Origin of the sequence: Rhizobium sp. BK377, from assembly GCF_014193935.1 — a bacterium.
GTDB lineage: Bacteria > Pseudomonadota > Alphaproteobacteria > Rhizobiales > Rhizobiaceae > Rhizobium.
Genome location: NZ_JACIAC010000006.1, coordinates 239,248 through 260,198, shown reverse-complemented (window position 1 = coordinate 260,198; position 20,951 = coordinate 239,248). Strand labels below are relative to the sequence as shown.

The following is a 20,951-nucleotide window of genomic DNA, read 5'->3' as shown; positions in this document are numbered from 1 at the left end:
CTGGAAATGCTCTAGTTGATGCGGCGGAACTTGTTCGCCGCTTCGATCGCCGCCTTCTGCTGGTCGTCCTCGATGCCGAGATAGAAATCCTCGAGCGAGGGGTCGCTCAATCCCGCCCGCCGCGACAGGACATACCATTTGGCAGCTTCGATCGGATCGGGCGCCGTACCGATCGCATTAATGTAGAGATGCGCGAGCTTGTTCTGCGCGACGACATTGCCCCGGTTGGCGGCAAGCTTCAGCCATTCGAAACCGCGCACGTAATCCTTCGGCCCGCCGACACCGTTGACCAGCCAAATACCCATATCGAGTTGAGCCGTATCGAAGCCCGCCCGCGCCGCGCGCGCCATCCAGTCCCGGGCCAGCTGCTTCTTGTCTTCGGGCAGGTCTGAGACCTGCTGATAGATCTGCGCTACCGCATATTGCGCGTCGGCGACGCCCTGCTCTCCCGCCTTTTCATAGTAAGGCAGGGCAAGTTTCAGACCCTTGTTGCCGGGATTGTCGGCAACGAGGGTCTGCGCCCAATTGAATTGGGCGGACGAATTCCCGCCGTCGGCCGCCTTGCGCATATATTCGTCGGCCTTCGCCTTGTCGCGCGTGACATTGTTGCCCTCCATCAGGAGCAACGCATATTTGAACATGGCGGCCGGATCGCCGCCCTCCGCCGCCTTGCCGTACCAGAAGGCAGCATTCTTCATGTCCCGCTTGACGCCGAGGCCCTGCGACAGGATTTCGGCGATCAGGGTCTGGGCTGCCGGATCGCCGAGTTGCGCCCGTGGCAGCGCCTTGTCCATGGCGGTCAGATAATAGCCACGCTGATAGGCGCCGAACGCCTCGTCGACCGGACCCGTATATTCCTTTTCAGGCGGCAGGTCGGGCAGCTTCGCACCCATACGATCGAAAACCCCGACACCATCGGACGGTACAATCCCCTGCGGCTGCGGTCGGTCGGTACGGAACGTCTGGCTGGGTGCCGCAGAAGGTTCGGTGATCGCTTCATTTGTCTGTGCCAGCACAAATTCCGGCCAGACCGCAAAAAAGGCCGTCATACAAAGGAGAGCGCATCTCGAAGGGCGGGCGGGCATCGGCATAAGCGCGATATCAATCCTCAAACCGTGGCGCTTTTTCGTCAAGCAAAGCATTGATCTGAGCCACGATCGAGGGCGCCTGAGCCGGCTCTGCGAATACCCCCACGCGCATTGCCACAAACTCGGCCCCAGTCTCTGCAACGGCAAGCACGGAAGCCGGATCAGTGCCGCCCATGACGATGCACGGAATTTCGATCATCGACGCCCACCACTCGGCAAGCGCCAGGTTTTTCGGGTGCGCCTCCGGCTTAATGTCGCCGTCGAGCTTGCCGAAGAAGATGTAATCGGGCCGCTCCTCGCCGACCTCCAGTGCATTATGCCGGTCGGCGGCATTGCCGCCGCCGACGATCAGCTTGTCCGCATAACGATCGATCGCATCGGCAATCTCGCTTGCCGGTCCCGTAATGTGCAGGCCATCGGCTTTCGAACGGCCGACGACGCGGCTATCGCCGGCAATCAAAGCCGCAGCACCGGCATTCTGGATGATGGGCACGAGCTTTTCGGCATGTTTCTGAAAGCTGCTATCATCGAGACCATATTGCGGCAGGATAACGGAGGCGACATCGCCGCCCTTCAACGCATCGGCAACGATCGTCGCCCGTTCATCGGCGTCGGCGATATCGGGCACAACGAGAACAAGGCGGCAGCGGTTTTCCGGTTCGGTCATGAAGTCTTTCCATCTGCGGCGGTTTTTCCCGCTCTATGGCGGATCCGCACTCGTTTTGAGTGAGTAATTCCGATAGAGGGGGCTTGCAAGGGCAGGAACTTCAAAAGCATGCCGCATGATCTGTCATTTTACTACGCCGCAATCCCGGCTGTCATTCTTGTCGGGCTTGCCAAAGGCGGAATGGGCGACGCTTTGTCGCTGATCGGTCTTCCCTTTCTCGCCCTCGTCGTGGCACCCGTCGAAGCCGCCGCGATTCTGCTTCCCATCCTCGTCTTCATGGACATGATATCGCTGGTCATCTGGCGCCAGCATGGCGACTGGAGGACGCTGAAGATGATGCTACCGGGCGCCCTTCTCGGCATCGCTTTCGGCTGGGCCACCTCCGCTCTGGTGCCGGGAAGCGTGCTGCGCATTCTCATCGGTACCGTCACCGTTGCCTTCTGCCTGCGTTACTTCTGGAACAATTTCGGCCCCGGCAAGGGAAAAGTCGTCCCGCCACGACCCCAGCGCCCGGTCCTGGCAAGTCTTTGGGGCACGTTTTCCGGTTACGGCAGTTTCGTCGCCCATGCCGGCGGCGCGCCTTTCCAGATCTACGCCCTGCCGCTCAAGCTGCCGCCACGCGAATTCACCGGCACGAGCGTGCGCTTCTTCGCCATTTTGAATGCTGTCAAGCTCGTTCCGTATTTTGCGCTTGGGCAGTTCGAGACCCGCAATCTTCTGGCCTCTGCCACGCTCTTGCCCTTCGCCCCGCTGGCAACGATTACCGGGGCATGGTGTGTGCGGCGCATGCAGCCGCAGATATTCTACCCATTCATGTATGCCATGGCACTGATCGCTGCTTTCCTGATCCTGCGTGAAGGCATGCTCGAATAGGATGCGTTTCGTTGCGATGCACAATTCCCTTGCTGGATACGCCTGTTTGACGTAACTTTTTGGGATGTCGAACACGGACCCTTTCGCCGCGATTGCCGATCCGAACCGGCGGTTCTTGCTGGAGGAATTGCGACGCGCGCCAAAGACGGTCAATGAGCTTGCCGAGGGCCTGCCGATCAGCCGCCCCGCCGTGTCGCAACACCTGAAAGCGCTGCTCGAAAGCAACCTCGTTTCCGTGACTTCGGAGGGAACGAAGCGCATCTACACGGTCAATAACCGCGGCTTCGACAAGCTCAATCTCTGGCTGGATCAGTTCTGGGCCTGAAGGCGCCCTTTTCGTAAAAACGCCAGCCCGATGCCGCATGCAAGGGACTGGCGCTTGATTTCGGTTATTCACCGGGTCTTGCTTGATAAACTAGAAAATTGGGGAATTTACCTTTTCTTTCACAAGACTGATGTCCGGCGATATCCTGGAAAGATCAATGGACGGATGACTTGAGACGCTCGATCTCGTCCTTGATGCGCAACTTACGGCGCTTGCATTCGGCAAGTTCAGTATCGGAAATAGAGGGAGATGTTCTCAGGGCATGCAACTCCTCCTCGAGAGCGACATGCTTTTTCTGGAGCGATTCAAGATGAGCTTGAACAGTCATTTGACCCTTCCTTCCTCTTACCCTTCCCCAGCCATCCATTGCTGGAGATCCAAGGTGTCAACGCGCGGACTGTGACACATTTTTGAATGCTTGTCGAAGGCCAAAAGATGGAGACTAAGCGGCAAATTCATGATCAACACTAACTTCCCGTTACCTCTATTTGGTGATAGGAGCTTGCGGAAATTATCGGCAGACCGGACAAGGTCCGAAGACGATCATGGGGAATGCAAATGGCCGATCAGGAACAGGCGGAAATCAGGCTCATGGTGGCGCGCCTGCGCCAGGAGCATGAGGATTACGACGCCGCGATCAACGCCATGATCGAGACGGGATGCGATGCTCTGCGCATCCAGCGCATGAAGAAGAAAAAGCTCGTGATCAAGGACAAGTTGTCCAAACTGGAAGATCAGATCATCCCCGATATCATCGCCTGAAGGAACGATTGTGACGATAACAGACAGACCGCCAGTCGCCATTATCATGGGCAGCCAGTCAGACTGGGAAACCATGAAGAATGCTGCCGATACGCTGGAGGCGCTGGAAATCGAGTATGACGCGCGTATCATCTCGGCTCATCGCACACCCGACCGGCTCGTGAATTTCGCCAAAGGCGCACGTGCCGAAGGCTTCAAGGTCATCATAGCAGGCGCGGGTGGCGCGGCTCACCTTCCGGGCATGACGGCGGCCATGACGCCGCTGCCGGTTTTCGGCGTGCCGGTCCAGTCGAAGACTATGTCCGGCCAGGACAGCCTGCTCTCTATCGTCCAGATGCCAGGCGGCATCCCCGTCGGCACGCTTGCCATCGGCAAGGCCGGCGCGATCAACGCAGCACTTCTTGCTGCTGCCGTGCTTGCTCTTTCCGACGACGAGGTCGCCGAACGCCTCGACGAATGGCGCGAGCGCCAGAGCGCTTCTGTTGCCGAATATCCGATGGACGATCTCTGATGGTAAGGACGATAGGCATCATCGGCGGTGGCCAGCTCGGCCGCATGCTTGCCATGGCCGCAGCACGGCTGAATTTCCGCACGGTGATATTGGAACCGCAGGCCGACAGCCCCGCCGCCCAGCTCGCCAACCGCCAGATCACCGCCGCCTATGACGATCCTTCAGCACTCGCCGAACTGGCCGGGCTCTGCGATGTCGTAACCTACGAATTCGAGAATGTTCCCGTCACCGCTGCAGAAATGCTGGCAAAGAGCGTGCCCGTCTATCCGCCGCCGAGGGCGCTGGAAGCTGCTCAGGACCGACTGGCCGAAAAAGGCTTCATCAATGGCTGCAACATTCCGACGGCCCGTTTCCACGCGGTCGACAGCCAGGCCGATCTCGAATCTGCATTGAAAGATTTCGGCGGCCAGGGCGTGCTGAAAACCCGCCGCCTCGGCTATGACGGCAAGGGTCAGAAGGTATTCCGCTCGCCGGCCGACAATCCTCACGGCGCCTATGCGGAACTTGGCTCTGTGCCGCTCATTCTCGAAAGCTTCGTCGCCTTCGAACGCGAGGTCTCGATCATCGCCGCCCGCGCCGCCGACGGCACTGTGCTCTGTTTCGACCCGGCCGAAAACGTGCACCGCAACGGCATCCTGCATACTTCGACAATTCCGGCGACAATCTCCGCCGCCACCGCCGATGCGGCGCGCAAGGCTGCCGAACAGATTCTCACCGCGCTCGATTATGTCGGCGTCATCGGCATCGAGTTCTTCGTGCTGGCCGATGGCAGCCTGATCGCCAACGAGATGGCGCCGCGGGTCCACAATTCCGGCCACTGGACGGAAGCGGCATGCGTCGTCTCGCAATTCGAACAGCATATCCGCGCCGTCGCCGGCCTGCCGCTCGGCAATCCGCGCCGCCATTCCGATTGCGTGATGCAGAACCTCATCGGCGACGATATTCTTGCCGTTCCGGACTGGCTGAAACGTGACGACACGCTGGTGCATCTCTACGGCAAGACCGAGGCGCGCGCCGGTCGGAAGATGGGCCACGTGACGACGCTGACGGGCAAAGCCTGCTGAGCCGTTTGCCCGGCCAGCGCCTGAAACCCGCGGAAAAAAGCCTTCACGTGGTTGACACAAGGAAGAGGCCGGGTTATCTGCTCCCCCACCTAAAGAGCGCGCCCAGCCGGCGCGCTTTTGATTGTTAAAAGACACGGGCGAATGTGAATTCCCCCAGAAACATCGCGGATCAGAAAAATGAAGATCAAGAATTCGCTCAAGTCGCTCAAGGCGCGTCATCGTGACAACCGTCTCGTTCGCCGCAAGGGCCGCATCTACATCATCAACAAGCAGAACCCGCGCTTCAAGGCTCGTCAGGGCTGATTGCGCGTATCCGGTTTGCCTGCCCTCAGGCGGGCATATCGGTTGGTCGCTTCGGTGATCACGCCAAATTTGTTTGATCTTCAGCGATGGCGGGCTAATATGTCCGCCATGCGCTTTTTTGCCTTGACCTCAGCGGCGCTGCCGCTTGCTTTCACCTTGTTTGCCCCTGCCCCTCCTGCCATGGCGCAGCAGAAGGATGTTATTGTCGAACAACAGGCCAACACCGATTCGTCGCCGAAGCAGCGTCTCGACCAGCTCTATGGTCAGTTGAAGCGTGAACGCGACCCGGACAAGGCAGGCAGCATCGCCAATCAGATTCGCATGGAATGGAACGATTCCAACAGCGCGACGATCAATCTCCTGATGCAATGGGCTGACAAAGCGATCGAGGAGAAGCGCAATCCCGCAGCGCTCGATTTTCTCGATGAAGCCATCGCCCTGAAACCCACCTATACCGAAAGCTGGAATCGTCGCGCAACGCTGAACTTCGTGCTCGGCAATTATCGCAAGTCGATGGCAGATATCGAACAGGTGCTGAAGCTCGAACCCCGTCATTTCGGCGCGCTGTCAGGCATGGCGGCTATTCTCGCCGCCACGGGCAATGACCAGATCGCCCTCAAGGCCTGGGAGCGCGTTCTGGATGTCTACCCCGCCGATCGCACTGCGCAAGAGCAGGTCGGCACGCTCTCGGAAAAGCTCGCCGGCAGCCGCACCTGACAGATCCGGCGCGCACTTGACGGCGTAGGAAAGCGTACAATCTTAACTCAGTGATGTGGTCTCTGTCCGGTTGAAGCCATGCTTGCCGAAGTTTCTGCCCTTCTCGCTCCCGTTGCTGCCGCTATCGGCTATTCCTCCTACAAGGCTCGCCAGTTCGAACATGCCTATCCCAATATCGGCGAACTGACCGATATTGGCGGCTATCGCATGAATGCTGTGCATATCCGGCGCCCCGACGCTGCCGATCTTCCGCCCCTGGTCTTCATCCATGGCGCGAGCGGCAACTTGCTGGACCAGGCGGGCGCCTTTCGCGAGCCGCTGGAAGGCCGCGCCGAGATGCTCTTCGTCGACCGCCCCGGTCACGGCTACTCCGAACGCGGCGGGCCGGAGAACGCACTGCCGTCAGGCCAGGCCGATGCCATTGCCAAACTGATGGAAAAGCGCGGCATCGAGAAGGCTGTTATCATCGGCCATTCCTTCGGCGGCGCGATCGCTGCAGCCTTCGGCGTCCGCCATCCGGACAAGACGGCGGGTCTGCTGTTCCTGGCCCCTGCTTCCCATCCATGGCCTGGCGGCATCGACTGGTATTATCATGTCGCGACGACACCGGTTGTCGGATGGCTCTTCAATCATGCGCTCGTCGTGCCGCTTGGCCTGCACCGGCTGGAGCGCGGTACGGTGAATGTCTTCCGCCCCAACCCCCGGCCCCTCGATTACGTTGCCAGGACCGGTCCGTCGCTGGTATTGCGGCCGCGCGCCTTTTACAATAACGCCACCGACTTCAAGCGGCCCCATGAATATCTGACGGCCAACGCGCCGCACTATTCCGAGATATCAGCACCATCAGTTATCATCACCGGCGACAAGGACGAGATCGTCTGGGAGCATCTGCATTCGCGTGGATTGGCGCGAGATATAAGGGGGTCGGAACTCGTCACGATCAAAGGCGTCGGCCACAAGCCTGACTATCTTGCGACCGACGTCGCCATTGCAGCCATCGAGAAGATTGCCGGCAAGCCGCGCAACCTTGCAGCGATTGCCCGCAAGGCAGAAGAACGGCTCGCCGGTTCTTCCACCAATCAGACGCTCGGAACAATGCCACCATCAATCGTATGTTCAGCACCGTGAACTGGGCGACGTGAAGGGAGAACCAGGCCGTTTTGGTTTTCGCTCCCGAGGCATCACCGATGGGACGCCTCATCAGGTCGCGAGGTGAATGCCGCCGTCACAAGTCAGGACGTGACCGCTCATGAAGCTGCTCGATACCAGGAAGGCGACGGCCTTGGCGACATCCTCCGGCCGGCCGATGCGACCGACCGGGGTGCGGCCGGCAAAATCCTCGAAGACAGTCTGACGCTGCTCGGCGGGCAGGAAATCCCACCACGGCGTATCGATCACACCAGGCGAAACGCCATTCACGCGCAACGGCTTCAACTCAGCCGCAAGTACCCGTACCATCGCCTCGATCCCCGCATTGACGGCGGCAAGACCTGCGGTTCCCGGTATTGCGGCCTGCGCACTAACGGCAGATACGAAGGTGATACTGCCTTCTGGCTGCAGGAAAGGCAGAGCCGCTTGCGCCGTCGCCGCATGCGGGATGAGCTTCGTCTGGAAGCCGGCGAGCAGGTCGGCCATGTCGAGCGTCGCGAAAGGACCGGCACCATGGCCGCTGCCTAGCGCCAGCACGAGATGATCGAAGGGTCCGAGGCTTTCGAAGGCCTGCTTCACCGCGGCGGGATCTCGCGCATCGATGGCGATCATTCCGACCTCGCCGGAAAGATGGTCAACAGAAGCCTTGAGCTTCGCCTGATCCCGCGCGGCGATGGTGACGCGAAACCCCTGTTCCAGAAGCAGTCTTGCCGAGGCAAGGCCGATGCCTGAAGAGCCGCCGATAACGACTGCGTGCTGCAATGACATGGAATACTCCTTTGCATGATCGAACTTCCGCTTTCGTTGCCGGGAGCGGTTTCATCTTGCGGGGTTCCAAAATCGCAAACAGACTCAATTTTATCCTGGTATCGATACTGATATGATGACTGCCATGGATCAGAAACTCGATACGTTCGAAGCCCGCCGTCGAGAATTCGCGGCCTTCCTGCGCTCGCGCCGCGAGCGGCTGCGGCCTGCCGACGTCGGCCTGCCGGACGGTTTTCGCCGCCGCACGCCGGGGCTCAGGCGCGAAGAGCTCGCCATGATCGCCGGTGTCGGCACCACCTGGTACACCTGGTTGGAACAGGGGCGCGACATCCGCCCCTCCCCGCAGGTGCTGAACGCGCTCGCAAACGCACTTCGCCTTGATGAGGCCGAGCGCCAGCATCTCTTCACCCTCAACAGTCGCCAGTCGCCGCAGCCACTTTCGTCAGCCCCTGAGGTGGTCGATAAGCCGCTGCGCCGCATGCTGGACAATCTGACACATCAGCCGGCTTATGTGCTTGGTCGCCGCTGGGACGTACTGGCCTGGAACCGTGCCGCCGACCTGCTCTTCGGTGGTTATGACCGGCTGGGACCGGACGAGCGCAACACCATGCACCGGCTGTTTGCCGATGATTTTCACCGCACCCTGCTGGTCGACTGGGAGGCCGTCGCCCGCGTCTCGCTCGCCATGTTCCGCGCCGACAGCGCCCGTTATGCCGGCGACCCGGATTTCGAGCGTCTCATCGCACTGCTCCAGCAGGCGAGTGCGGAATTCCGCGCCTGGTGGCCACGCCATGAAGTCGTGGCTCCGCTGTCAGGCGTGAAGCGCCTGAACCATCCGCTCAAGGGCTTGATGTGTTTCGAACATACCGGCCTCGCGCTGATGAGCCAACCGGACATGAAGCTGATCGTCTACACGCCTCTCGAAGAGCACGACACGAACAGGAAACTCGCTGAGCTTCTCACCTGATCATTGTCTCTCACAGAAGCGACGCCATATCTTCCCCATCGCCGTCCTTCGAGGGGAAAATCATGGACCGCCTTCCCAGACAATCCGTCGCCATTCTCGCCGCCATTTCGCTTTGTCTCGCACCGTTGCCGGCTTTTGCCGCTTCGCCGGCACCTGTCGAAGCTGAGCACGGCATGGTCGTCACCGCCCAGCATCTGGCAACCGATGTCGGCGTCGACGTGTTGAAGAGCGGCGGCAATGCCGTCGATGCCGCGGTCGCAGTCGGCTATGCGCTCGCCGTCGTCTATCCGACGGCCGGCAATCTCGGCGGCGGTGGCTTCATGACGATCCGGATGAAGGATGGAAAAACGACCTTTCTTGATTTCCGCGAACGCGCACCGCTCGCTGCAACCAAAACCATGTATCTCGATGCCAAAGGCGATATCGTCCCGCGCGCCAGCCTCGACGGTTATCTCGCCGTCGGTACGCCGGGTTCGGTGATGGGCTTTGAGACCGCCCGCGAGAAATACGGGACCAGGACGCGTGAGGAACTGATCGCCCCGGCTTTAAAATATGCGAAGGAAGGCTTTACGCTGGAACAGGGTGACGCAGCCACTTTCGCCAGCAGCGCCAAACGGCTCGCGAAAGACGAAGAAGCTGCAAAAATCTTCCTGAAAAGCGGCGGCAGCGCCTATATGCCCGGTGAGAAACTGGTGCAGCCCGATCTCGCCGCCGTCCTGCAGTCGATCTCGGAGAAAGGCCCCGATGCCTTCTACAAGGGCGCGCCTGCCGAGGCGATCGTCAAGGCCAGCCAGGCCAAGGGCGGCATTCTCGCCAAGGACGATTTCGAGCAGTACAAGGTGAGGGAACTGAAGCCGATCGAGTGCAATTATCGCGGCTATGACATCATTTCTTCGCCGCCGCCCTCCTCCGGCGGCGTCATCATCTGCGAGATCTTGAACGTCCTCGAAGGCTATCCGCTCTCTTATTTCGGTTACGGATCGGCCGAGGCAGTACACATCATGGTCGAGGCCATGCGTTATGCCTATGTGGACCGCAACGCCGCCCTCGGCGACCCCGACTTCATCGACAATCCCGTCTCTAAACTGCTGGACAGAAGTTATGCGGCGTCAATTCGTGCCAAGATCGATCCCTATCGGGCCGGCACCTCGGCCAATCTGAAGCCGCTCGGCGGTAAGGAAAGCACCGAGACCACGCATTATTCCATTATCGATGATGAGGGCAATGCAGTTGCCGTGACCTATACGCTGAACGGCTCCTTCGGTGCCGGTGTCGTCGCACCCGGTACCGGCGTGCTGCTCAACAACGAGATGGACGATTTCACCTCCAAGCCCGGCGTGCCGAACCTCTATGGCCTCGTGCAGGGCGAGGCTAATGCCATCGCGCCGAAGAAGACGCCGCTTTCTTCGATGAGCCCGACGATCGTCACCAAGGACGGCAAGCCCTTCATGGTGATCGGCAGCCCCGGCGGCTCGCGCATCATCACGATCACCCTGGAAGCCATCCTCAACGTCGTCGATTTTGGCATGGATATCAGCCAGGCGGTCAATGCTCCGCGCATCCATCACCAGTGGCAGCCGGACATGGTCTACCTGGAGCCCTACGCCCTCTCGCCGGATACCGAAAAGGCGCTTGCCGCAATGGGTTACAAGTTCGATGCCGGCAATAATACGCCCGTCTGGGGACAGGCGGCCGGCATTCTCGTCGGCGGCAGGAGCCTTGCGGCGATCGAGAAGGGCGGCGGCGCCCGTTACAACGGCGCGATGGACAGTCGCGCAGCCGAAGGTTCCGCCAACGGCTATTGAGCAAGCGCCTCAGCGGATTCTCACCCGAACAAAATCGCCGTCGATCTCGACATGCGGTTTTGCGCCCGGCACGCTTGGCTGCCGGGCGTCGACCCAGGAAGCCTGCGCCGCTACCTTGTAGTCGACCGGCACATTGTCTCCGAAGCCGAGATAGGCATCGAGCGCGCGAGCGCGGATCGACACGTTTTCGTCCGCTTCAACCCTGTCGAAGTCGAGGGAAGCCTTCACGGCATCCCCGCGGATATCGATGCCACTGGCATGACCGTCGAGGGTGACGTCGGCCGCCTTTCCGGCAACGGCAAGCTCGGAAAAATGACCAATGAGCCTTGCGGTGAAGGCGCTCTGATCGATCCGGAGGGCCGCACCGGCAGGCACATTGGCATTGACCTCAACCACGCAGCCGGATGGGTCCAGCCAGGACGATGCGGCGATATCGATATGCAACACCGTACCATCAACCCGCATGTCGCTATTGTTGCGACAATCGGCAAAGTACCAGCTTGAATACCAGGATGAGAACCAGCCTTTCCGTCGCCCGCTCAGCGATGCGCCATAGGGCTGATCGCGTCGCGTGGTGATGTTGATCGAGCTTGCGTCACCGCTGATGGCAACCGCACGCACGCCTGAAAGATCGGGAATTGCAGTTGTCGATGCCTTGTCCGGCAGAGCCGCAGACGCTACCAGAAGCACCGGCATCACAAGAAGAATGATCATCGAAATCCGTCCATGAATGAGGTCCTCCCGTCGAGGACATTTCCAGGATGGATTTTCAGCCCTCATTTCGAGACCTCGATCACGATCCGGGTCGACCGCGAACGCAATCGGGTTCATTCTGGGATCATTGTTGCCGCCGGATATCGCCGATGATCTTCGTTCCCCTGCCATTCGTCGTGGCTTTGCTGCTTGCCATCCTGCTCATCCGCATGTTGCGCCAGGGAGATGGGGCGCTCGCCGAAAAGCGGCCTTTCCTGCTGCTGATCGGGTTCTACATCCTCCAATCCGTAGTAATCGGCATCCGCTGGGGTTACGACGTCATCGCGATCATGCCGATTCAATCGTTGATCGCGACGACAATCGCGGCCCTCGCCTGGGTCTGCTTCAAAGGGCTTGCTATGGAAGAGCAACCCACCTTTTTCCGTTTCTGGCCGCACCTTTTGCCGACAGCCTCGATCGTCGTCTTGATCGCGCTCTATCCAGAGCCGATCAGTCTCGCGATCATTCTGATCTTCCTCGGTTATGGTGCAGCGCTCCTCTGGCTTGCCCGGCATGGCCCGGATGCGCTCGTCGCCTCCCGCCTTGACGGCGCGGTGCTGTCCTATCGCTCGCTGCAGATTACCGGCTTTGCCCTCATCGCCTCCGCCGTCACCGACGTCATCATCAGCTTCGATTTCACCAAGACCGGCGGCATTCATGCGGGCGCCATCGTCGCACTCGGCAATGTCGTCGCGCTGCTGATCCTTGGCACCGCCGCTTCGGTGGCAAGTAGCGGCAGCAGCATGGAAGCAACATCTGAGGAGCCACCGCCACCGCCGGCGACGGAAGAAGACGAAGCCGTCGCCGCAGCGCTCGATACGCTGATGCGCGCCCGCCAGCTCTATCGAGATCCCGAACTCAATCTCACCCGCATTGCCCGCAGGATGAATCTCCCTGCTCGGCGCGTCTCCACGGCCGTCAACCGCATCCACGGCATGAGCGTCTCGCAATATGTGAACGACTTCCGTATCCGCGCCGCCTGCGAGCAGCTGGTCGGCACCGATCACTCGATAACACAGGTGATGTTCGACTCCGGCTTCATCAGCAAGTCCAACTTCAATCGCGAATTCGCGCGCATGAACGGCGAAAATCCCACACAGTTCAGAAGGCGGCGCGTCCCGCGGGAATCGGGTGGCGCCGCGTCCAATGTCATATTCATGTCACCGTGACAAAGTCGCCGTTCACAAGCAAAGATGCGCGCTCTATGCATGAGCGGCATTAAAGCAAAAAGAGATTCCCATGGCTTCCATTGAAATGATCGTTGCCGCCCGGGCTCGCCTGCGCGGTCACGCGCGGCGCACGCCGCTTCTCTCCTCCCCTTTTCTCGATGAAATCGCCGGCCGGCGGCTGTTCGTGAAGGCCGAGTGCCTGCAGCATTCCGGCTCATTCAAGTTCCGCGGCGGCTGGTCCGCCGTCTCGGGCATCGATCCGGAACTACGCAAGAAGGGTGTCATCGCATTCTCCTCCGGCAACCATGCGCAGGGGGTGGCACTCGCCGCCCGCATGCACGGCATCCCCAGCGTCATCATTATGCCGAGCGACGCGCCGAAGCTGAAGATTGCCAATACGCGCGCCTTCGGCGCCGAAGTGGTGCTCTACGATCGCGCCAATGAAGACCGCGACGAGATCGGCGCGAAGCTATCATCCGAGCGTGGCCTGACGCTCATCAAGCCCTTCGACGAGCCGCTGGTCATTGCAGGCCAGGGTACGACCGGGCTGGAGATCGCCGAGCAGACGGAAGAGGAAGGCGTGAAGAACGCCGAAGTGCTCGTTCCCTGCGGTGGCGGCGGCCTCAGTTCCGGCATTGCCCTCGCACTCGAAGCAAGTGCGCCGGACTTCCGTGTCCGCCCCTGCGAACCGGAAGATTTCGACGACACCACCCGCTCGCTTGCGTCGGGCAAGATCGAACGCAACGCTGCAATGACCGGGTCGATCTGCGATGCGATCGTCACTCCGCAGCCGGGCAACATCACCTTCCCAATTCTCAAGCGTCTGGCCGGACAGGGTATTGTCGTGACGGATGATGAGGCACTGCGCGCCGTAGCTCTCGCCTTCACCCGCCTCAAGATCGTCGTCGAACCGGGCGGAGCCGTCGCTCTTGCTGCCGCACTCTTCCACGGCGACCAGTTGGAAAGCGACACGGCCGTCGTCGTCACCTCCGGCGGCAATATCGACGCCGATGTGTTCACCAATGCACTGGAGCGCTTCGGCTAACGCGCGACAGCGCTCTGGAAGACCCTGATCGCGATCGACGACGACCTCGATCATGATCGGGGTCTCCCTCACCTGGGAAAGAACGAAAACCTCGTCTTGCCGCCACATGGCGGTCTCGTTCCGAGGTTTCCATGAGACATCTTTTCACCCTGCTGCTGTCGGCCGGCCTTCTTGCTGCCAACACTCCGGCACATGCGGCCGACCCTGTCGGTCTGTCCTTTCTTTCTGTTCCGGTTCCCGAACGCCACGGCACCATGGAGATTACGCTCTGGTACCCGGCCACAACAGGCGGAACACCCATCCTGATCGGCGACAGTCCGCTTTTCAAAGGCGAGATCGTCCAGCGGGACGCAACTCCCGCTGCCGGTAATTATCCGCTGGTTCTGCTTTCCCACGGCGGCCTGAAATCCGGCCCTTTCATCGGCGCCTGGATGGCCTCGCACCTCGCTTCCAAGGGCTTCGTGGTGGCAATGATGCGTCAGCCGGATCCACAGACGATAACGAGCGAGGAGAGCATTCATGAAATTTGGCTCCGGCCCGCCGATCTCTCGGCCGCGCTGACCGCGATCGAGAAGGACAGAACGCTATCTGCACAGATAGACCGAAACCGTATCGGCGTGCTGGGCTTCCTCATCGGGGGAACATCCGCACTTTCGCTTGCAGGCGGCAACTTGGATCCGCAAAGCTTTGCACACTCCTGCGATCCCGACGGCACCGGCGTCGACTGCGCCGAGTTCGCGAGCGCCGGCATCGATCTCCGTGCCGTAGACAGTCAGAAGCTCAGCCGCTCTCATCTTGACGCGCGGGTGAAGGCGGCTGTTATCATCGATCCTGAATTCGCCGCCAATTTCGCGCCCGAAAGCCTCAAGCGCATATCGATCCCGGTGCGACTCATCAATCTCGGCACACCGGAAACCCTCTGGCCCGGCCTGCGCGCATCAGGCCTGCAATACATAATACCCAATGCGCGCTACGATCTGTTGACGGACGCTTCGCAATACAGCGCCTTCAGTGAGTGCAAGCCGGCTGGCACTGCGATCCTTCGCGAGGAAGGTGAAGAGCCTCTCTGCGACGACACCGAGGGAACGAGGCGGTCTTCTATTCACGATCGCCTGGCAGAGATGGTCGCAGCAACCTTCCACGCAGATCTCCCATAACGGAAACATCGTCCGCGGCCACCTGCGGACGATGTCGTTCTCCGGTGGCCGCCCTCAGGCGACCTTGTAGCGCGGAGCCGGCACCGAACGCGACAGGTTCGGCATCAGCGCCTGGCGCGCCTGTTCATAAGCGGCGAGCAGGCCGGCATCTTCGAGCGCCGGGATCGTCGCAAATTCTCCCTCGGCAAGACCTGCCAGCGAGGCATCGACCATGTTTTCCGCCGACATGACGATTTCGCCCGGCAGGTGCTCGACCGGTGTGCCGGCGATACCCCAGAATTCGGTCGCCGTAGCACCCGGCAATACGACTTGAACGCGGATATTCTTGTCGGCAAGCTCGTGCTTCAGCGACTGGCTGAAGGCGAGCACGAAGGCTTTGCTGCCACCATAGACACCGTTCAGGACCTCGGGCGCGATTGCGACGATCGAGGCGATGTTGATGATTGTGCCGCCACCGCGGGCAACGAGGCCCGGCGCAGCTGCATAGGTCAGCCGCGTCAACGCCGTCACGTTGAGCTCGATCATTTCCTGCATCTTGTCGACGTCGGAGGCGAGCAGCGGCGCCGTGCCGCCAAAGCCGGCATTGTTGACGAGCATGGTGATGCTCTGATCTTCCTTCAGCACCTTCTCGACTTTGGCGAGATCGTCCTTGTTGCCGAGATCGGCAGACAGCGCCTCGACGGTTCGGCCCGTTTCATCGCTCAGCCGGCTTGCCAGCGCCTTCAGCCGCTCGCCGTTGCGGGCCACAAGGATGAGATTGTAGCCCTGCTTCGCCAGCCGGTGGGCATAGATCGCGCCAATGCCTGAAGAGGCGCCCGTGACCAGCGCCGTACCCTTATGTTCTGGTGCCATGATCGTTTCTCCATTTCGTGCGCCGGCCCGATTGCCTGCGCTTGAGGAGAGTTTTACGCCCGATTGCCGATGTCCTGAATGTCATATATACCACCTTTTAGGACATTCCCTTTTTGAGGACGTGACGCCATGCAGCAAATCGGTTTCCTGCTCTTTCCCGGTTTCCAGATCATGAGCCTCGCTGCCGTCTCCGCCTTTGAATTCGCCAATCTGGAACTCGGGGAAAAGGCCTATGACATCCACTATCTTTCCGAGACCGGCGGCCCGATCGCCAATTCGCTCGGTATGATCATCGAAACCGAAGCCTTCGGCGATCCCGATTTCGACACGCTGATCGTCGCCGGAGCACCCGACATCAGGCTGCCCACTCAGGCCGAGGCGGATTTCATTCGCGCAGCCCTTCCCGCGGCGCGCCGCCTTGCCTCGATCTGCACCGGCGCTTTCCTGCTTGCCGATGCCGGTGTCCTTGGTGGCCGACGCGCGACGACGCATTGGTATCTCGCCCGCGAACTGCAGAACCGTTACCCCGAGATCAGGATGGAAGAGGACCGCATCTACATTATCGACGGTTCCGTCTGGACCTCGGCGGGCATGACGGCGGGGGTCGATCTGGCGCTCGCAATGGTCGAGAAGGACCACGGGCTGGAAATCGCCCGCGCCGTCGCCCGCATGCTCGTCGTCTATCATCGCCGCGCCGGTGGTCAGTCCCAGTTTTCGGCTCTTCTGGAGCTCGAACCGAAATCGGACCGCATCCAGAAGGCCCTTGCGCATGCGCGCAGCAATCTGAAATCCACGCTCTCAGTGGAGGAACTGGCCGAGGCCGCGCATCTGAGCCCCCGTCAGTTCAGCCGTGCCTTCCGCGCCGAAACGGGTCAGTCGCCGGCAAAGGCCGTCGAAAACCTGCGGCTGGAGGCGGCCCGCCTGATGATGGAGCAGGGCCGCCATCCGATCGATGTCGTCGCCCGCGAAACCGGCTTTGCCGATCGCGAACGTATGCGCCGCGCCTTCCTGCGCGCCTTCGGCCAGCCGCCGCAGGCAATCCGCCGGGCGGCACAACAGGAAATGTAGGCGTGATGTAGCAGGCAAAATTGGATGCATCCTCTCCGTCCGCGGCGGGGTGGCGGAGGTGGCGGAGGTAGAAAGCGTATTTCCAAGAGGAGCCGTAAGCGCTGCGATGCCGCCTCTATAAATGCCGGCAAAAGTGACTTCCGGCATGTTTGAGCAACTAACCTCCTCCACCTCCTCCAGTCGATTTAAATCTATATATATCAATGATTTGAACCGGCGGAGGCAACCTCCTCCGAACCTCCTCCAGTTGGGATGAACCTCCTCCACTGAGAGCACCGAGCGTCCGTTCGGACGCAAAAATAGCGCCCTTTTCGCGAACATGGGCATCTTGTGGAGGAGGTTCCCCGAAGTGGCGGAAGTTCCGATACGAAGCAACCTCCTCCACATCCGCCATCACGCAGAGTTGCGCAGCGGTTGGGGACATGCTGTTAACCCTGCTGAAGCGCCCTGCGGATGGCGATTTCGACAGGCGAGTAGGCGCCATCCTCACGCACAAGCTTTAGCGGCTCGGAAGGCGCAAGGCCCGGCTGCGCCATAAAGCGCGGTTCCTTGCCCCGATGCATCTGCGCCGCATGGATAAGGAAAGGATGGCACAAATACACCGTACCCGCCTGCCCGGTCGCCAGAGCAAGTGGCCTGTCCTCGCCGACATGCTCCAGCCACAGATGCGCCATGCCCGCTTCGCCGGCCGGCTCCAGCATCCTTGCGATATCCTTGTGCGATCCGACCCGGATACGCGTCGGCGCGTCTTCTTCGCCGACATCCGAGAACAGGAAGAGCATCAGGAGCGCCCGTCCGCGTGAGGTGATGTTCACCCGCCACGCCGAAAAATCCCGCTGCTCGTCAGGGTTTCCATCCTCTCCGGGAAAGCTCAGATCCACATGCCAGCCGGCATCACCAGGATCGTCAGGATGCGGGAAGCGAACAGGAAAGCTGCCAAGGCCGTCACGCGGCTCCCAGCGTCCCTTGCCGACGAGCTGATCAAAAGCCGAATGCAGCACGAGCGTATTGACCGCCGCACTGAACGGTCCGCCGCCATAGCCGGCAAGCCGGACGACCGGCCGCATCCAGGTCTTCGGATCATCGGCGGCGAAAGGAATGTCCCGCCACATGATGGCGCGGGCTTCCTCAGCCACCTCACGGGGAAAAGCATCATCGATCCGCACAAAGCCGTCCTCGATGAATTGTTCGATCTGCGCGGCGTTGAGCGCCGGCGGGTAACCAGTGGATGTCATGAAATATCTCTCTATCGCCGAACCCTGCCGGCATTGTCCATCGGCCGGAAGCAGGGTGGTTACAGTCCACGGCAACGCCCCAGCCGCCGGGCTGGTGAAGTGGCCGCATCTTCCTTTGCCCGAGGGCAGAGCGTTAGAGGCTCAAGAAGAAGACCGTAGCGATGTTGAGAGCGATCATTTTCATAGCGATGGGAGGCTACCGGCTCCCGCGAGCAGGGTCAATATTTCGCCCGAATCTTCGCAGCGCCTTCTCCTGATCGGATGGGATAGGAATATCGCGCACTGCCTCGTGCACCGCCTGCAGCACCAGTTCCGCCAGCCGACTCGTTGCAGCATCCGGCTCCGCTTCCGCTCGATGCAAGACCAGACCCAGGTCAGGCAGCTCCGGCAGGCCCGCTTCGCCGGGCGCCAGCATCCGCACCTTGGCGGGCAGCCCAATGGGCGTGCGCACTGTAATGCCCAATCCCGCGGCGGTTGCCGCCCAGAGGCCGCCGAGGCTTGGACTGACGAAGGACAGCCGCCAGGAGATACCGGCCTCGTCCAGCACTTTCGTCGCGGCATTCCTGAGCAGGCAGGGCGCCTCAAGCGAAGCAAGCGGCATCGGCTCCCCGCTTCCAGCCGCCCACGCAGGTAAGCCGTTCACCGGGCCGATCCAGCGCATCGGCACGTCGGCAATATGCTCGCAATGGGCGGTCAAAGTGCCGGCGCTCCAGGCGAGCGCAAGATCGAGCTTCCCCGTCGTCACCCGTTCCAGAAGCTCGGCATTGCGCACCACCCGTGCTTCGATCCGCACCTTCGGATGCGCCCGGGCAAAACGTCCGAGCACCTCGGGTAGCAAGTTCTCTCCGAAATCCTCCTGCAGGCCGAGCCGCACCCAGCCTTCCAGTTCGACACTCTGGACCGCAGCGACCGCCTCGTCGTTCAGATCGAGCAATCGCCTTGCGTAGGCAAGCATCGTCTCTCCGGCTTCCGTCAGCGCCAGTCCGCGCCCGGATTTACGAAAGATCGGCGTGCCGGCCTGTTCCTCCAGTTTCTTGAGTTGTGCGCTGACGGCCGATGTCGACCGTCCGAGCCGATCTGCCGCCCTGGCGAAATTGCCGAGATCCATGCCGGTCGCGAATGTCCTCAGCACATCCAGGTCGAATGTAATCCGCCGCATGTAATGATCCCAATTTTCAGGATTATAGATCCATAAAATTCTGATTTTCTGCATCATGGTGTCGTGGCATGCCTCTCCTGTCAAGATAAAGAACAAGGAGGCATTCAATGCCATTCGCTCGCATCTCCCTTCTAAAGGGCAAGTCGCAGGACTATCTCAGCGCCCTTTCAGACGCCATCCACACGGCAATGGTCGAAACGTTCAATGTGCCGTCGGCCGACCGCTTCCAGGTCATCCATCAACATGAGCCGGGCGAATTGATCTTCGATCGCAATTACCTTGCCGGTCCGCGCTCTGACGATTTCGTGCTGATTTCGATCACGACCGGCAAGCCGCGAACGCAAGAAATGCGCAATGCCTTCTTCCGCCGAACCGCCGAATTGCTGCAACGCTCCCCTGGTTTGCGTCCGGAGGATGTAATGATCGTCGTTTCGACGAGCGAACCGGGTGAATGGTCCTTCGGCGGCGGATTGGCGCAGATGACTGAGCCCGGCTGGGAAGCTCGCGCCATGGGGACCCCGACATGAGCGCGGCAAATCCGAAAACCATGACGATCCGCCGTCCCGGCAGTGCGGCCCGTTCTCCCGAAGGCATCTCGAATGCACCCTTCTGGGTCGAAATGCTGCTCGACAGCGAGATCGATGGCGAGAACACCGCCATGCGCGCAACCCTCGACCCCGGTACCGTGACGCACTGGCATACGCATCCGCGCGGCCAGCTTCTTTATGTCCTTTCCGGCGTCGGTCTCGTGCAGCGCAAAGGTGAATCAGTCGAGGAGGTCAGAACCGGAGATGCAATATGGTTCGCCCCGGACGAGCTTCACTGGCATGGGGCAACAGCTGACAGCCCTTTCAGCTATCTCAGCATCCAGGGTTTCGAGAAGGGACGCTTCGTCGACTGGTCTGACAGAGAGGAGACACAGCCATGATGGCCATGCAATATTCCTTCACCTTGCCTGCAGATTACGACATGAAGATCATCGATCACCGCATCCGCGACAAGGGGCCGGCAATGAACGGCTTCCCGCATCTCGGTTTCAAGGCCTTTCTGAGCGCTCGCCGGGGCGAATTCGGCAGCCGGGAAAATCTTTATTCGCCCTTCTATCTCTGGGATCAGCCCGAAGGCGCCGGCAATTTCATTTGTGGTCCGGGCTTTGCCGCCCTGACGGACGCCTTTGGTCGCCCGCGCATTCGCCACTGGATCGTCTGGCATGCGCATGTCTTACCGGACCTTGCCAATGCCCGCTTCGCCGACAGTCAATATCTCCCTATCGAACAGCATGCCCCTCTGCCCAACCTGCGGCAGCAGGAGGTGGATCTGTCAAAACAGGAAGCCGACGGCAAACATGTGCTCGCCCGCATAGCCGCCTTCGATCCGCATGACTGGACGATGGTGCGATTTGGCCTTCACGCGGAAGCCCCGCCTGCCTCGGACGGCAAGCAGATTTATCGCGTCGGTCACCTCTCCCGCGGCTAAGAACACCAAGAGCAAAATCAAAAACAAAAAGCGCCCCT

25 protein-coding genes are annotated in these 20,951 nt (G+C 60.6%); 17 read left to right on the top strand and 8 right to left on the bottom strand.

Annotated elements, in window-relative coordinates; all coding sequences use genetic code 11:
• Positions 1–11: 11 nt before the first annotated feature.
• Positions 12–1,091 (bottom strand): tetratricopeptide repeat protein, encoded by a 1,080-nt coding sequence (locus FHT92_RS23005; RefSeq protein WP_183829662.1) that lies wholly within the window; start codon positions 1,089–1,091, stop codon positions 12–14.
• 10 nt (positions 1,092–1,101) lie between these two features.
• Positions 1,102–1,755: a thiamine phosphate synthase gene (locus FHT92_RS23000; protein ID WP_183829658.1), complete on the bottom strand. Its 654-nt coding sequence runs from the start codon at positions 1,753–1,755 to the stop codon at positions 1,102–1,104.
• Between the two features lie 108 nt (positions 1,756–1,863).
• Here FHT92_RS23000 and FHT92_RS22995 point away from each other — a divergent pair, with 108 nt between their 5' ends.
• Both FHT92_RS22995 and FHT92_RS22990 read left to right on the top strand, forming a co-directional pair.
• Positions 1,864–2,628 carry a sulfite exporter TauE/SafE family protein gene (locus FHT92_RS22995; protein ID WP_183748768.1) on the top strand — a complete coding sequence of 255 codons (765 nt, stop codon included), beginning with the start codon at positions 1,864–1,866 and terminating at the stop codon, positions 2,626–2,628.
• A gap of 64 nt (positions 2,629–2,692) precedes the next feature.
• Positions 2,693–2,953, top strand: a complete 261-nt coding sequence (locus tag FHT92_RS22990; RefSeq protein ID WP_025669780.1) for an ArsR/SmtB family transcription factor — start codon at positions 2,693–2,695, stop codon at positions 2,951–2,953.
• A 154-nt stretch (positions 2,954–3,107) separates the two neighbouring features.
• On the opposite strand, the gene FHT92_RS22985 is transcribed toward FHT92_RS22990, so the two are convergent.
• The gene (locus FHT92_RS22985) at positions 3,108–3,281 is read right to left on the bottom strand and encodes a YdcH family protein (protein ID WP_007826474.1); all 174 of its coding nucleotides are present in this window, start codon (positions 3,279–3,281) and stop codon (positions 3,108–3,110) included.
• Positions 3,282–3,511: 230 nt separating this feature from the next.
• Between FHT92_RS22985 and FHT92_RS22980 the strand changes: the two genes are divergently transcribed.
• From FHT92_RS22980 to FHT92_RS22955, 6 genes are all read left to right on the top strand, one after another.
• The gene (locus FHT92_RS22980; RefSeq protein ID WP_007826473.1) at positions 3,512–3,715 is read left to right on the top strand and encodes a YdcH family protein; all 204 of its coding nucleotides are present in this window, start codon (positions 3,512–3,514) and stop codon (positions 3,713–3,715) included.
• Positions 3,716–3,731: 16 nt separating this feature from the next.
• Positions 3,732–4,226, top strand: a complete 495-nt coding sequence (gene purE, locus FHT92_RS22975; protein WP_183748867.1) for a 5-(carboxyamino)imidazole ribonucleotide mutase — start codon at positions 3,732–3,734, stop codon at positions 4,224–4,226.
• Complete coding sequence (locus FHT92_RS22970) at positions 4,223–5,290, top strand: 5-(carboxyamino)imidazole ribonucleotide synthase (protein ID WP_183829892.1); 1,068 nt, start codon at positions 4,223–4,225, stop codon at positions 5,288–5,290. The genes purE and FHT92_RS22970 overlap by 4 nt, the downstream gene beginning before the upstream one ends.
• A 177-nt stretch (positions 5,291–5,467) precedes the next feature.
• Positions 5,468–5,593: a type B 50S ribosomal protein L36 gene (gene ykgO / locus FHT92_RS22965; protein WP_109457334.1), complete on the top strand. Its 126-nt coding sequence runs from the start codon at positions 5,468–5,470 to the stop codon at positions 5,591–5,593.
• A gap of 99 nt (positions 5,594–5,692) precedes the next feature.
• Positions 5,693–6,310: a hypothetical protein gene (locus FHT92_RS22960; RefSeq protein ID WP_183829655.1), complete on the top strand. Its 618-nt coding sequence runs from the start codon at positions 5,693–5,695 to the stop codon at positions 6,308–6,310.
• A 78-nt stretch (positions 6,311–6,388) separates the two neighbouring features.
• Positions 6,389–7,438: an alpha/beta fold hydrolase gene (locus FHT92_RS22955; protein WP_183829652.1), complete on the top strand. Its 1,050-nt coding sequence runs from the start codon at positions 6,389–6,391 to the stop codon at positions 7,436–7,438.
• 72 nt (positions 7,439–7,510) lie between these two features.
• On the opposite strand, the gene FHT92_RS22950 is transcribed toward FHT92_RS22955, so the two are convergent.
• On the bottom strand, positions 7,511–8,227 hold the full coding sequence (locus FHT92_RS22950) for an SDR family oxidoreductase (protein WP_183829650.1): 717 nt from the start codon (positions 8,225–8,227) through the stop codon (positions 7,511–7,513).
• Positions 8,228–8,339: 112 nt separating this feature from the next.
• Here FHT92_RS22950 and FHT92_RS22945 point away from each other — a divergent pair, with 112 nt between their 5' ends.
• Together FHT92_RS22945 and ggt are read left to right on the top strand one after the other, a co-directional pair.
• On the top strand, positions 8,340–9,194 hold the full coding sequence (locus FHT92_RS22945; RefSeq protein WP_183829647.1) for a helix-turn-helix transcriptional regulator: 855 nt from the start codon (positions 8,340–8,342) through the stop codon (positions 9,192–9,194).
• Positions 9,195–9,256: 62 nt separating this feature from the next.
• A complete protein-coding gene (ggt, locus tag FHT92_RS22940) occupies positions 9,257–10,999 on the top strand; it encodes a gamma-glutamyltransferase (RefSeq protein WP_183829644.1) in 1,743 nt (580 codons plus the stop codon).
• Positions 11,000–11,008: 9 nt separating this feature from the next.
• Here ggt and FHT92_RS22935 read toward each other — a convergent pair whose 3' ends face one another.
• A complete protein-coding gene (locus FHT92_RS22935) occupies positions 11,009–11,713 on the bottom strand; it encodes a hypothetical protein (protein ID WP_183829641.1) in 705 nt (234 codons plus the stop codon).
• Between the two features lie 149 nt (positions 11,714–11,862).
• On the opposite strand from FHT92_RS22935, the gene FHT92_RS22930 reads away from it, so the two are divergent.
• The 3 genes from FHT92_RS22930 to FHT92_RS22920 all read left to right on the top strand — a co-directional run bounded on the left by FHT92_RS22930 (position 11,863) and on the right by FHT92_RS22920 (position 15,123).
• On the top strand, positions 11,863–12,921 hold the full coding sequence (locus tag FHT92_RS22930) for a helix-turn-helix domain-containing protein (RefSeq protein ID WP_183829638.1): 1,059 nt from the start codon (positions 11,863–11,865) through the stop codon (positions 12,919–12,921).
• A gap of 70 nt (positions 12,922–12,991) precedes the next feature.
• Positions 12,992–13,966, top strand: a complete 975-nt coding sequence (locus tag FHT92_RS22925; RefSeq protein WP_183829635.1) for a threonine/serine dehydratase — start codon at positions 12,992–12,994, stop codon at positions 13,964–13,966.
• Between the two features lie 131 nt (positions 13,967–14,097).
• Positions 14,098–15,123, top strand: a complete 1,026-nt coding sequence (locus FHT92_RS22920) for a dienelactone hydrolase (RefSeq protein ID WP_183829632.1) — start codon at positions 14,098–14,100, stop codon at positions 15,121–15,123.
• 54 nt (positions 15,124–15,177) lie between these two features.
• Here FHT92_RS22920 and FHT92_RS22915 read toward each other — a convergent pair whose 3' ends face one another.
• Positions 15,178–15,975: an SDR family oxidoreductase gene (locus tag FHT92_RS22915; RefSeq protein WP_183829629.1), complete on the bottom strand. Its 798-nt coding sequence runs from the start codon at positions 15,973–15,975 to the stop codon at positions 15,178–15,180.
• A 129-nt stretch (positions 15,976–16,104) separates the two neighbouring features.
• Between FHT92_RS22915 and FHT92_RS22910 the strand changes: the two genes are divergently transcribed.
• Positions 16,105–17,043, top strand: coding sequence for a GlxA family transcriptional regulator (locus FHT92_RS22910; RefSeq protein ID WP_183829627.1), 939 nt, complete (start codon positions 16,105–16,107; stop codon positions 17,041–17,043).
• A 428-nt stretch (positions 17,044–17,471) separates the two neighbouring features.
• Here FHT92_RS22910 and FHT92_RS22905 read toward each other — a convergent pair whose 3' ends face one another.
• Together FHT92_RS22905 and FHT92_RS22900 are read right to left on the bottom strand one after the other, a co-directional pair.
• Positions 17,472–18,278: a phytanoyl-CoA dioxygenase family protein gene (locus FHT92_RS22905; RefSeq protein ID WP_183829624.1), complete on the bottom strand. Its 807-nt coding sequence runs from the start codon at positions 18,276–18,278 to the stop codon at positions 17,472–17,474.
• A gap of 196 nt (positions 18,279–18,474) precedes the next feature.
• On the bottom strand, positions 18,475–19,437 hold the full coding sequence (locus FHT92_RS22900) for a LysR substrate-binding domain-containing protein (protein ID WP_183829621.1): 963 nt from the start codon (positions 19,435–19,437) through the stop codon (positions 18,475–18,477).
• A 107-nt stretch (positions 19,438–19,544) separates the two neighbouring features.
• Between FHT92_RS22900 and FHT92_RS22895 the strand changes: the two genes are divergently transcribed.
• From FHT92_RS22895 to FHT92_RS22885, 3 genes are read left to right on the top strand one after another with little or no spacing between them, the layout of a single operon-like run.
• Positions 19,545–19,964, top strand: a complete 420-nt coding sequence (locus FHT92_RS22895) for a tautomerase family protein (protein ID WP_183829618.1) — start codon at positions 19,545–19,547, stop codon at positions 19,962–19,964.
• Positions 19,961–20,365 (top strand): cupin domain-containing protein, encoded by a 405-nt coding sequence (locus FHT92_RS22890; RefSeq protein WP_183829614.1) that lies wholly within the window; start codon positions 19,961–19,963, stop codon positions 20,363–20,365. Before FHT92_RS22895 ends, FHT92_RS22890 begins: the two co-directional genes overlap by 4 nt.
• On the top strand, positions 20,362–20,913 hold the full coding sequence (locus FHT92_RS22885) for a DUF4865 family protein (protein ID WP_183829612.1): 552 nt from the start codon (positions 20,362–20,364) through the stop codon (positions 20,911–20,913). Before FHT92_RS22890 ends, FHT92_RS22885 begins: the two co-directional genes overlap by 4 nt.
• Positions 20,914–20,951: the final 38 nt, after the last annotated feature.